Origin of the sequence: Pseudomonas kurunegalensis (assembly GCF_030291635.1) — a bacterium.
GTDB lineage: Bacteria > Pseudomonadota > Gammaproteobacteria > Pseudomonadales > Pseudomonadaceae > Aquipseudomonas > Aquipseudomonas monteilii.
Genome location: NZ_CP127871.1, coordinates 2,084,457 through 2,095,800 on the forward strand (window position 1 = coordinate 2,084,457; position 11,344 = coordinate 2,095,800).

The 11,344-nt window shown below is 62.8% G+C and carries 12 protein-coding genes; 8 read left to right on the forward strand and 4 right to left on the reverse strand.

Translation table 11 applies throughout. The features are described from left to right. Positions 1-115: 115 nt before the first annotated feature. The gene (locus QQ992_RS09405) at positions 116-1,987 is read left to right on the forward strand and encodes a SurA N-terminal domain-containing protein (protein ID WP_119370668.1); all 1,872 of its coding nucleotides are present in this window, start codon (positions 116-118) and stop codon (positions 1,985-1,987) included. Positions 1,988-2,042: 55 nt separating this feature from the next. On the opposite strand, the gene QQ992_RS09410 is transcribed toward QQ992_RS09405, so the two are convergent. Then, positions 2,043-3,083, reverse strand: coding sequence for a patatin-like phospholipase family protein (locus tag QQ992_RS09410; protein WP_286113171.1), 1,041 nt, complete (start codon positions 3,081-3,083; stop codon positions 2,043-2,045). 180 nt (positions 3,084-3,263) lie between these two features. On the opposite strand from QQ992_RS09410, the gene QQ992_RS09415 reads away from it, so the two are divergent. The 3 genes from QQ992_RS09415 to QQ992_RS09425 all read left to right on the forward strand — a co-directional run bounded on the left by QQ992_RS09415 (position 3,264) and on the right by QQ992_RS09425 (position 5,208). Next, on the forward strand, positions 3,264-3,542 hold the full coding sequence (locus QQ992_RS09415) for a lipoprotein (protein WP_003250254.1): 279 nt from the start codon (positions 3,264-3,266) through the stop codon (positions 3,540-3,542). Positions 3,543-3,556: 14 nt separating this feature from the next. Next, a complete protein-coding gene (locus tag QQ992_RS09420) occupies positions 3,557-4,324 on the forward strand; it encodes a CHAD domain-containing protein (RefSeq protein ID WP_286113173.1) in 768 nt (255 codons plus the stop codon). An 86-nt stretch (positions 4,325-4,410) separates the two neighbouring features. Next, positions 4,411-5,208: an acyl-CoA thioesterase gene (locus tag QQ992_RS09425; protein ID WP_286113175.1), complete on the forward strand. Its 798-nt coding sequence runs from the start codon at positions 4,411-4,413 to the stop codon at positions 5,206-5,208. A gap of 33 nt (positions 5,209-5,241) precedes the next feature. Here the strand turns inward: QQ992_RS09425 and QQ992_RS09430 are convergent, their stop codons facing one another. The 3 genes from QQ992_RS09430 to QQ992_RS09440 form a co-directional block, all read right to left on the reverse strand. Beyond that, complete coding sequence (locus QQ992_RS09430; protein WP_060498376.1) at positions 5,242-5,610, reverse strand: Mpo1-like protein; 369 nt, start codon at positions 5,608-5,610, stop codon at positions 5,242-5,244. 75 nt (positions 5,611-5,685) lie between these two features. Beyond that, positions 5,686-7,164, reverse strand: a complete 1,479-nt coding sequence (locus QQ992_RS09435) for a methyl-accepting chemotaxis protein (protein ID WP_286113176.1) — start codon at positions 7,162-7,164, stop codon at positions 5,686-5,688. A gap of 88 nt (positions 7,165-7,252) precedes the next feature. Further along, entirely contained in the window at positions 7,253-8,071 is an 819-nt protein-coding gene (locus QQ992_RS09440; RefSeq protein WP_286113177.1) for a TatD family hydrolase, read from the reverse strand. A gap of 157 nt (positions 8,072-8,228) precedes the next feature. Here QQ992_RS09440 and QQ992_RS09445 point away from each other — a divergent pair, with 157 nt between their 5' ends. The 4 genes from QQ992_RS09445 (at position 8,229) to greB (ending at position 11,239) form a co-directional block, all read left to right on the forward strand. Next, positions 8,229-9,647 carry an MltF family protein gene (locus QQ992_RS09445; protein ID WP_286113178.1) on the forward strand — a complete coding sequence of 473 codons (1,419 nt, stop codon included), beginning with the start codon at positions 8,229-8,231 and terminating at the stop codon, positions 9,645-9,647. 113 nt (positions 9,648-9,760) lie between these two features. Beyond that, positions 9,761-10,198: a DoxX family protein gene (locus tag QQ992_RS09450; protein WP_019097176.1), complete on the forward strand. Its 438-nt coding sequence runs from the start codon at positions 9,761-9,763 to the stop codon at positions 10,196-10,198. Between the two features lie 247 nt (positions 10,199-10,445). Beyond that, positions 10,446-10,754 carry a hypothetical protein gene (locus QQ992_RS09455; protein WP_019097175.1) on the forward strand — a complete coding sequence of 103 codons (309 nt, stop codon included), beginning with the start codon at positions 10,446-10,448 and terminating at the stop codon, positions 10,752-10,754. An 11-nt stretch (positions 10,755-10,765) separates the two neighbouring features. Further along, positions 10,766-11,239 (forward strand): transcription elongation factor GreB, encoded by a 474-nt coding sequence (gene greB / locus QQ992_RS09460; RefSeq protein ID WP_016714758.1) that lies wholly within the window; start codon positions 10,766-10,768, stop codon positions 11,237-11,239. Positions 11,240-11,344: the final 105 nt, after the last annotated feature.

Consider the following 11,344-nt stretch of genomic DNA (forward strand, 5'->3'; position numbering starts at 1 on the left):
CGCCTGACACGTTTGCTAAGCAAAGGCGCATCCTCGGATGCGCCTTTCTTTTATCAGGATTCTACCCACGCTCCGCGGTTGTCGACGCAGTGGTACAGCCGTTTCTGGGGGACGCATGCTGCAAAATATCAGGGACAATTCACAAGGTTGGATTGCCAAGACCATCATCGGCCTTATCGTCGTGTTGATGGCGTTGACCGGCTTTGAAGCCATTTTCCAGGCCGCCACCCATAGCCAGGACGCCGCCAAGGTGAACGGCCAGACCATCAGCCAGAACGAGCTGAGCCAGGCCGCCGACATGCAGCGCCGTCAGCTGATGCAACAGTTGGGCAAGGATTTCGACCCGGCGCTGCTGGATGACAAATTGCTGCGTGAAGAGGCCCTCAAGGGCCTGATCAGCCGCAAGCTGCTGCTGCAAGGCGCCGAAGATGCCAAGTTCGCCTTCTCCGAGGCTGCGCTGGATCAAGTGATCCTGCAGACGCCGGAATTCCAGGTGGACGGCAAGTTCAGCGCTGACCGTTTCGATCAGGTCATCCGCCAGATGGGCTACGGCCGCATGCAGTTCCGTGACATGCTCGCCGAAGAAATGCTCATCGGCCAGCTGCGCACCGGCCTGGCCGGCAGCAGCTTCGTCACCGACCAGCAGGTGGATGCTTTCGCCCGCCTGGAGAAGCAGACCCGCGACTTCGCTTCCCTGACCTTCAAGGCCGACCCGGCCTCGGTCAAGGTCAGCGACGAAGAGGTCAAGGCGCACTACGACCAGCACGCCAAGGAGTTCATGTCGCCTGACCAGGTGGTGATCGACTACATCGAGCTGAAGAAGTCGGCGTTCTTCGACCAGGTCAACGTGACCGACGAAGAGCTCAAGGCCCAGTACGAGAAGGAAATCGCCAACCTCGCGGAACAGCGCCATGCCGCGCACATCCTCATCGAGGTCAACGACAAAGTCACCGATGCCCAGGCCAAGGCCCGTGCTGAAGAGATTGAGCAGCGTCTGGCCAAGGGTGAAGACTTTGCCGCATTGGCCAAGGCGTTCTCTCAGGACCCAGGCTCGGCCAACAACGGTGGTGACCTCGGCTTCGCCGGCCCGGGCGTGTACGACCCGGCCTTTGAAGAGGCGCTGTACAAGCTGCAGGATGGCCAGGTATCGACCCCGGTACGCACCGAGTTCGGCTACCACCTGATCAAGCTGCTGGGCGTGCAAGCACCGGAAGTGCCGAGCTTCGCCAGCCTGAAGGACAAACTGACCCGCGACCTGAAGATCCCGTTGGTCGAGCAGCGTTACGTCGACGCCAGCAAGCAGTTGCAGGATGCGGCCTACGAGGCCTCCGACCTGGCTCAGCCGGCGCAGGACCTGAACCTCAAGGTGCACACCTCCGCAGCCTTCGGCCGCGAGGGTGGCGAAGGCATCACTGCCAACCGTTCGGTGGTACAGGCTGCGTTCTCCGAAGAAGTGCTGGACGAAGGTGCCAACAGCACCGCCATCGAGCTCGACCCGGAAACCACCGTGGTACTGCGCGTCAAGGAGCACCGCAAGCCGGAGCAACTGCCGCTGGAAGCCGTGGCCAAGAACATCAGCGAGCAGCTGGCCAAAGACAAGGCGACCGCCGAACTCAAGGCCAAGGCAGACAAGCTGATTGCCGGCCTGCGTGATGGCTCCATCGCACCGGGCAGCGTGCATGAAGGGCAGGGCTGGAAGGCCTATGAGGCTGTTACGCGTGGCGAGGACGGTATTGACCCGGCCGAACTGCAGGCACTGTTCCGCCTCGGCAAGCCGCAGGCCAAGGATAAGCCGGTTTACGGCAGCGTAGTGCTGCGTGACGGTAGCCTGGTGGTGCTGCAGCTCAAGGGTGTTAACGAAGGCGCTACCGCCACCGACGAAGAGAAGCAGCAGATCCGCCGCTACCTCGCGTCGCGTGCTGGCCAGCAGGACTTTGCGGCTTATCGCAAGCAGCTGGAAGCCAATGCAGACATCACCCGTTACTAAGGTGATCGTTGCATGAAGAAACAGGCCGCCTCGTGCGGCCTGTTTCATTTCTGCGCTAGCGCTTTACACCCTCATAGTTATCCAGCGTATCGCGCGCAATCTCCCGCCCCAGGGCAATCAGCTCCGGCGCCTTGTAGAACTCGAAAAACCGGCACACCCGCTTGGGCACGTTGATCAGCACATCCGGTGGATAGCCGGCGATCTTGTACTGCGCCAGCGAGGTCTGCATTACTTCGAAGCTCTGGTTGATCAAATCCAGCAGCGAAGCCGGCCCCACGTTGTCAATGATGAACGAGCCGGTCGCCGACTTGGGCGCCCCCTCGCGTTCGGGCGCCGCTGCCGGTTGCTGGCCTTCCGGGTTGGCGGCATCTGCCAGCCACGGGTTCGGCGGCGCCAGTCCTTCGGCAACGATCTCCTGTTCGATGCGTATCAGCTCTTCTGCCGGCTTGCGCCGGAACGGCAAGCGAGAGCCCAATGAGCTCAGCAGGGAGTCAAAACGCATCTTGAACGCCGCCGGGCGCTCGATCACTGGCAATTGATACTGCTTCTGGTTGGTGGCGTTGAGGTTGACCGCGATGATCAGGTCGCAGTGGCTGGACACCACCGGCACGATCGGCAGCGGGTTGAGGATGCCGCCGTCGACCAGCATGCGATTGCCCTGCATCACCGGCGTGAACAGGCTGGGGATGGCCGCCGAGGCGCGCATGGCCTGGTGCAGGCAACCCTCCTGAAACCAGATTTCCTGCTGGTTGGTGAGGTCGGCGGCAACCGCCGTGTAGGGGATGCGCAGTTGTTCGATGTTGATCTCGCCGACGATCTTGCGGATCTGCCCGAACACCTTGTCGCCACGAATGGCGCCGAGGCGAAAGCTCACGTCCACCAGGCGCAGTACATCCAGGTAGTCGAGGCTCTCGATCCAGCTGCGGTAGTCTTCCAGCTTGCCGGCGGCGTAGATGCCGCCAATCACCGCCCCCATGGAACAACCGGCGATGCAGGCGATGTCGTAGCCCCGGCGCTCGATTTCCTCAATCACGCCAATGTGCGCATATCCCCGGGCGCCGCCCGATCCCAATACCAGTGCCACGCGTTTACTCATGAACATTCCTCGGGCCGTGCAACCATGGTCCTACAATGCACCCTTGGCGGCCTGTGCTTCAATGTAGATCGCGCTGAGCTACTGTGATAATGCTGGCCACGCAAAGTTGGCTGGGCAGGGCACTTTTCAGTTGCCCGGGCGTCGAACAGCCACCGTTTTTTTACCATTGAGGTCATACCGATGAAAGCCTGGATCTGCCTTCCACTGATTGCCCTGGCCTTGGCAGGCTGCGCGGGCAAGACGGCCTACCGTGACAGCTGCGCCACCCAGCTGGATGCCGCCTGGAAGGAGCTGGACCTGGCCAAGGCCGAAGGCTTTGCCGGTGCCGTGAGCTACTCCAAAGCCTTGTCGCTGCTGACCGGCGCGAAGACCCAGCAGCAGTTCGAAGGCTACGAAAGCTGTACTCGCAAGGCTGAGAAGGCGCGGTTCTACATTCGTGAGTCGCGCGCCGGGCGCTGACCGAGGAGCGTCTTATGTCTGCCATGCTCGATCATGTAGTCGCCCAGATGCTGGCCGTGCAGGTACGCCTGCTGGCGTGTCGCGAGCGCCTGGCTGCCAATACCGACAGTGAGGCGCTGCATGACCTGCGTATCACCTTGCGCCGTCTGCGCAGCCTGCTCAGGCCCCTGCGCGGGCTGCCTGGCGTGGAGCAGCTGGAGGCTGCTGCCGGTGCGTTGGGTACCCTGACCACGCCGCTGCGCGATCGTGAGGTGCTGGCAGCCGAACTGATCGGGCGCGGCCACGTCGCGGTTGGGCAGCGGCGTCTGGAAGGGCGGGACAGGACCTTCGCCAGTGTCGCTGCCAGCCCGCAGCTGGCGCGTGTGCTGGCGATTGTCGACGCGTTTCCATTGTTTCTGCGGGCAGCCGGCCGCGAGGGGCTGACCAAGTCACTGGGCAAGCGCATCGACAAGCGCCTGGTCAAGCAGTGGCGTACATTGCACAAAGCTTTGCAGGATCCGGCTCACGACCGTCACCGCCTGCGCTTGCTGATCAAGCGTGCGCGCTATGGCGATGAAGCCTACCCGCAGCTCGACCACGCCGGGAAAAAGCTGCAGCGCTTGCTGAAAAAGGCGCAGGGCGACCTGGGGGACTGGCATGACCGCCTGCAGTGGCTGCTGCAGGCGCGCGACCATGCAGACCTTGCCCCCTGCCAGGCCGACTGGGAGCAAGAGTTACACGAAGCCGAGCGCCAGTCGGACGTGACACTGGATGCCTTGTTGCAGGCACTGGCGCGGCGTTAGCCCGAACAATGACCGATTTGCGGGCTGATCGCTCAGGGTTTGCTGGCTAGGATGGGCAGACCCTTTTTGCAGGCAGGAGCCGGCTCATGAATTTCAACCAACTGCTCGACGCTGTGCGAGCCAACCCGGAAGCCGTCAGCATCCCGCCCAGCTGGGCCCAGGGCCGCGCTGCCTTTGGCGGGCTGATGGCGGCCATGGTCTATGAGGCCATGCGCCTGAAACTCACCGACAGCCGCCCGGTACGCTCGCTGGCCATCAGCTTCGTAGCGCCTGCGGCCGCGGACGTGCCAATTCGGTTCGAGGTGGAGGTGCTGCGCGAAGGCAAGGCTGTCAGCACCTTGCTGGGCCGCGCGGTCCAGGATGGCCAGGTGGTGACCTTGGTGCAAGGCAATTTCGGCGCGGGGCGGCCATCTGTCGTCGATGTACCTGCATTACCGGCCATGGAAATGAAAGCGCTTGAAGCCGCCGCACCCGAACTGCCCTATATCAAGGGCGTCACACCCGAGTTCATGCGCCATGTCGCCTTGCGCTGGGCGGTGGGCGGGTTGCCGTTCAGTGGCAATCAGTCGCGCAAGATGGGCGGTTGGGTGCGGTTGCGGGATGTGGCAGAAGAACAGGTCAATGAAGCACACCTGCTGGCGCTGGTCGATGCCTGGCCGCCGAGCCTGATGCCGTTTCTCAAACAACCGGCTGCAGGCAGTACGCTGACCTGGACCATCGAGTTCATCCAGCCTACGGCGAAATTGTCGACCTTGGACTGGTGCCGCTATTGCGTGGAAACCGAACATGCGCGGGATGGCTATGGGCATGCTGCGGCCGCCCTTTGGACGGCAGAGGGCGAGTTGCTGGCCCTGAGCCGGCAGACCGTGACCGTATTTGCCTGATCACTCCTGGGAGCGCAAAACAGCCCCTTGGCGTCAATGCCGGTGCTTGTGCCGCTCCCGCCAGGCCTTCCACCACGCCCCGCTCAGCACAAAGCGTGGAAAGGTAATGAACTGCTCGGTCAGCAATCGCTGCACGGCGTCCTGACGATTGGCGAACGGCTCAGGCTGCTCGGCTTCCAGCCGGTGCCCCTGGCGCTGCAAGCCAAGCCCCGCAATCAGGGCGATCACGCCGACAGCAATCTGCCCCAGGTCCAGGGCGAACAGGCCAGACAGGACCAGTAGCGCGCCAAGGATGAACAGCGGCACGGCAATCAGGTGCAGCACCAGGTTAGCCGGGTGGCGGTGGTTGTGGTGGTAGCCACGCCATTGCCAGGCGGGCAGGTTGGGCAGACGCTTGCTCATGGGCATTTCCTCACGGTCATGCCCAAAGCTTAGTGCGGCCCCCGGGCGGGGGCCAATCGAGGCTGGCTATGGTGACTATAGCTTGAGCTGGCCAATGGCCTTGCTGAGTTCGCCGGCCAGGGTCGCCAGTTCGCTGCTGGTGGTGGCCGAGCCCACCGTCTGCTGCACGGTCTGCTCGGTGACATCGCGGATGCTCACCACGGCGCGGTTCATTTCCTCGGCCACCTGGCTTTGTTGCTCGGCGGCCACGGCGATCTGGGTGTTGCTTTCGCGCATCTGCGCCACTGCGCCGGTAATCTCGGCCAGCGCTTCGCCGGCCTCCTGGGCTTGTCGCACGCAGTCGTCGGCTTTGTAAGAGCTTTCCTGCATGAACTCCACCGCATCGCGGGTGCCCGATTGCAGGGCCGAGACCATGGTGGTGATTTCGTCGGTAGAGGTTTGCACGCGCTTGGCCAGGTTGCGCACCTCATCGGCCACCACGGCAAAGCCGCGCCCCAGGTCGCCAGCACGGGCTGCTTCGATGGCAGCGTTGAGCGCCAGCAGGTTGGTTTGCTCGGCGATGCTGTGGATCACGCTGACCACGCCGTTGATCTTCTGGCTGTCGTCGGCCAGTTGGCGAATCATTTCGGCAGTTTGCTGCACGCCGCTGGAAAGCCCGGAAATCGAGTCCTGTACCCGGCTGACCACCTCTTTGCCACTGCCGGCCAAAGTGTCGGCGGTTTGCGACAGGTCGCGGGTGGCACCGGCATGCTGGGCGATGTGGTGTACCGTCGCCGACATTTCGTTGATGGCGGTGGCGGCCTGGTCGGTTTCGCTTTGCTGGCCGAGCATGCCGTGGCGCACGTCGTTCATGCTGGCGGCCAGGCGTGCGGCGCCCGAGTCCAGTTGTGCCGCCGTGTGGGCAACAGTGCTGACGACCCGGTGGTAGGTGGCCTGCATGGCATTGAAGGCCCCGGCCATCTGGCCGACCTCGTCGCCGCAGGCCAGCGGCACGCGGGCAGCCAGGTCACCGGTTTTCTCCACATGCAGCATCACGTCTTTCAAGGTGTTGAGCTGGCTGAGCAGGAAGCGGATCAGCAACTGCGAAGCGCCAAGCATGGCCAGCATCAGGATCAGCACGCACACCGCGTAGTTACTGAAGCGGTCGAAGAACACCTGGCGCAGGCTTGGCGACTGGGCCACCACGGCCACTTGCTGGTCACCGTGGCGCAGTACCTGTGCACCGCGCAGCGGGTTTTCTCCGAGGACCCAGGCGCCTGGCAGTGCGACCCAGCCTCGGGCGTTGCGCAGGGGGTCGAGCGCCTCACCGGCGAACGTCGGCGTTTGCCCCGCAGGCCAACTGATGACATTGGCAAGGCGGGGCAGTGCTTGCCCAGCCGGCCAGGCGGCTATCAGCTGGGCCTGTGCAGCCGCCTGGGCCTGCGCTGCCTCGGCGCGGGCGCGTTGCTCCAGGTGCACGGCGTAGAGCACCAGCAGCAAGGTCGTGACAAAGGCCACCGCGTTGACGGCCCAGAATTTGTATTTCAGGGAAACATTGCTAAGCCAGGCACCCATGGGCAGGTCTTCTCTGAGTTGAGCGGAAACAATATTGGCAAGGTGCCATCATTGTGCCTGTATCTACTCAGCAAGATGTTGATACATATCAACAGCCCGCACGCAGGGCCCAGGGAAGCTGGAAGAATGCCCGCGCCGTTGCGGTGGTATGGGCAGCCGTATGCTCGGCTGATTCGCCCCGGTGCAAGGCGACTTCACGCAGCACCTCTGGCAAAAACGCCGGCTCGTTGCGCCCGTTCTTCGGCTTGGGCCGCAGGCTGCGTGGCAGCAGGTAGGGGGCGTCGCTTTCCAGCATCAGCCGGCCTTCGGCAATGTTGCCTACCAGCGGGTGCAGGTGAGTGCCACGGCGTTCGTCGCAGATCCAGCCGGTAATGCCGATGTGCAGGTCCATGTCCAGGTAGGCGAACAGCGCCTCGCGTTCGCCGGTAAAGCAGTGCACCACCGCGCCGGTCAGGTGGTCGCGGTAATCCTTCAGGATTGCCAGCAAACGCTCGCTGGCATCGCGCTCATGCAGGAACACCGGCAGGCGCAGTTCCGCAGCCAGGGTCAGCTGGGCTTCCAGGGCTTTTTCCTGCAGCGGGCGAGGGGAGAAGTCGCGGTTGAAATCCAGGCCGCATTCGCCCACCGCACGCACGCGCGGCTCATTCAGCAGTTGGCGCAACTGGCGCTCGCTACCGGCATCCCAGGCCTTGGCATCATGAGGGTGTACGCCTGCGGTGGCGAACAGGTGCGCGCCGCTGTTATCCAGCTGCTGGCACAGCTCCAGTGCCTGCTCGCTGACCGCCAGGCTGGTGCCTGTCAGCACCATTTGCGTTACACCGGCTTCAAGTGCGCGCTCGACAATGGCTGCCTGCTGGTCGTGGAAACTGCTGTTGGTCAGGTTGACGCCGATATCGATCAGTTGCATGGTGCTATCTCGTGCCGCGGGGCGGCCAGCATAGCAAAAACCGCGTTTTTCTGAAAAAACCAAGAACTTCATGCTGTTGCCGTGGTCTTTTACCGTCATTTCTCACTTGGCGGTGCAACCCATGGATGCCGCCCACCGACCACGGACACGTTTTCGCATGCTGCGATGCTGGCTCACCTTCCTGTTCACGCTCGGGCTGACGATTGGGCTGACCCTGCCCAGTACCGCCCATGCGCGCGCGCCGGGGCCGCAGCAGAATATCCCGCCTGCCAAGGTGCGCGACCTGCAACAGATTCGCTCCAGCCAGGTGCTGCGGGTGCTGGTCAATCAAAGCCGTAACAGCTCAGGCGAGGTCAAGGGTGAGCCGGTCGGCATCGAATACTATCGCCTGCGCGCCCTGGAGCATTACCTCAATGCCCGTGCCGCCGATGGCCAGGAGATTCAACTCAAGCTCATCCCACGGGCCAAGGAACAACTGCTAGGCGCACTGGCCCGCGGCGAGGGTGACCTGGCAGCGCCGGGCGAGCTGCTTGACCCCGGCACCGTGCGCGGTGTCAGCAGCAGTGCGCCAATTCTCGACCAGGTGCCGCTGATGCTGGTTGGACGCAAAGGCGAGCGAAGCTTCAGCAAGGTCGAACAGCTTTCCGGGCGCACCGTGGCCTTGACCAGTGCCAGTGCCGCCGGGCCGCTGATCCAGCAGGTCAACCAGCAACTGGCGCTACGCAAACGGCCGCCAATCAAGGTGGAGTGGGTCGACTCAACGCTGGCGGTAGAGGATGTGCTGGAGATGGTGCAGGCGGGCATCTATCACCTGACGGTGGTCGAGCAACCCATTGCCCGGCGCTGGGCGCGGGTGATGCCACGCCTGCGCCTGGACACCCGGGTGCACCTGGGGGCGCCGCAGGCCATGCGTTGGTATGTCGGGCGCGATGCACCGCAATTGCTGGCCACGGTCGATCGTTTCCTGCAGGGCTACCGTGCACCGGACAACCAGGATGCCGCCTTCGAGCGCATCTACCGCCGCCAGTACCGGGTGCACAACCCGTTGGCCAGCAAGGACCGTCAGCGCCTGGCCTCGGTGCGTGCAGTGCTGCAGAAGCATGGCCAGGCGCAGCAGATCGATTGGCTCAACCTGGCCGCGTTGGCCTTCAAGGAGTCCACCCTCAACCCGGCCGCGCGTGGCACTGGCGGTGCCCACGGCTTGATGCAGATAACGCCTTCGGCGGCCCAGCGGGTAGGGGTGAGCAACACCGCCACGGTAGATGGCAATGTACAAGCCAGTGCCCGTTACCTGGCGCTAATCCGCCGCAAGTTCTTTGCCAGCCCCAAGATCAACGAGCGTGAACGCATGGCCTTTGTACTGGCGGCCTACAACCTCGGCCCCGAGCGGGTCCAGGCCATGCGTGCGGAGGCCCGGCGGCGTGGCCTCAACGGCAACCAGTGGTTCTTCCAGACCGAGCGCATCGCCATGGAGCAGGTCGGCATGGGGCCGGTCAACTTCGTCAATAGCGTCAACAAGTACTTCCTGGCGTTCAACCGCGAGCGTGCGGTACTGGAGCGTGTAGCGAAGCGTTGAGAAATCGATTTTATCGATTGTTATGTTGGGTTTTTTGCGATTTTCATATCTATTGGATTGATTATGATGGCGCCCATCCCAACACAACTTCTCTGCTTCAAGGACGCTTCGACATGAACAACACGACCCTCAACGCCCTGTTCTCCACCCGCGCCGGCGCTGGCCTCAGCGTTATCCGCATCCTGGTTGGCATCATCTTCATGGCGCATGGCGCGCAAAAACTCTTCGGCCTGTTTGGTGGTTATGGCCTGGAAGGTACCGGCCAGTGGATGGAAAGCATCGGCCTGGCGCCGGGTTACCTGATGGCCTTGCTGTCCGGCAGCGCAGAATTCTTCGGCGGCCTGGCCCTGGTGATCGGCCTGCTGGCCCGCCCGGCGGCCCTGGCGCTGACCGTGACCTTGGTGGTGGCGATCTTCTCGGTGCATATCGGCAACGGCCTGTTCATGTCCAATAACGGCTATGAGTTCGCCCTGGCCCTGCTGGCGGGCACTGTCGCCGTCATGATCGAAGGCGCTGGCCGCTTCTCGCTGGACCGCCTGATCGCCCGGTAACCAGCTGCAAGCTTTGAGCTACAAGCCGCAAGCAAGAGCGGGCCAATACTCGGCCTGCTTTTGCTTGCGGCTTGCGGCTTGCAACTTGTGGCTCATCGCTCTAGCATACCGCCTGCGCCGATTTAAACAGCTACTTGCGGGGCGCAGGAAAGCCCCCGTCCGGGTTATCCGAAATACCGCTAAAGCGCTGGTTCGGTGACGCCTCCCACCGCTGCCCAGCGGGATTCGCGAGGCGGAGAGAAGCTCCATGAGTTGCCCACGTACCAGTGTCTGTTTAAGCCCATTGCCTGCCAACCAGGCGTCCCGCACACCGCGCATTCTGCTCGGCGGCCAGCATCAGCCCACCCTTTTGCGTCACCTCGAAGGCCTGTCCCGGCGCAAGGGCCAGGCGCGCGCATTTCTGATTCAGTTCGCTGATACCGGCTGCCACCTGGCGCAGTACGGCAATGACCGTTTTGACCTGGCCGTCATCCAGGCTCCGGCGCAGGATGAGGCCGCAGACGTTATTGGCCACCTCACCCGTATCGCGCGCCAAGGCCTGATTACCCGCCGTTGAGGAGTGCGCTGTTGAGCACCAACATCATTACCACGGAAGGCCACGAGGCGCTGAAGAAAGAGCTGGACCACCTGTGGCGGGTGTATCGCCCGGAGATCACTCAGAAGGTTGCCTGGGCGGCATCCCTGGGGGATCGCAGCGAAAACGCCGACTACCAGTACAACAAGAAGTTGCTGCGCGAAATTGACCGCAGGGTGCGTTATCTGCGAAAGCGTCTTGAAGATGTGAAGGTGGTGGCTTATTCGCCGCAGCAGGAAGGCAAGGTGTTTTTCGGCGCCTGGGTCGAGATCGAGAATGATGATGGCGAGACCATGAAGTTTCGCATTGTCGGTTATGACGAAATTTACGGGCGCAACGACTACATCTCGATCGATTCGCCCATGGCCCGTGCCTTGCTCAAAAAGGAGGAGGGCGATGAGGTGTTGGTGCATACGCCCACCGGTGAAGCGACCTGGTATGTGAACAGCATCTCGTACGGGCAATAGATTGATGTTGTTTGTGCCGGCCTCTTCGCGGGCACGCCCGCTCCCACAGGTATATCACAGCATTTGAAGGCTGTGCCGGATCTGTGGGAGCGGGCGAGCCCGCGA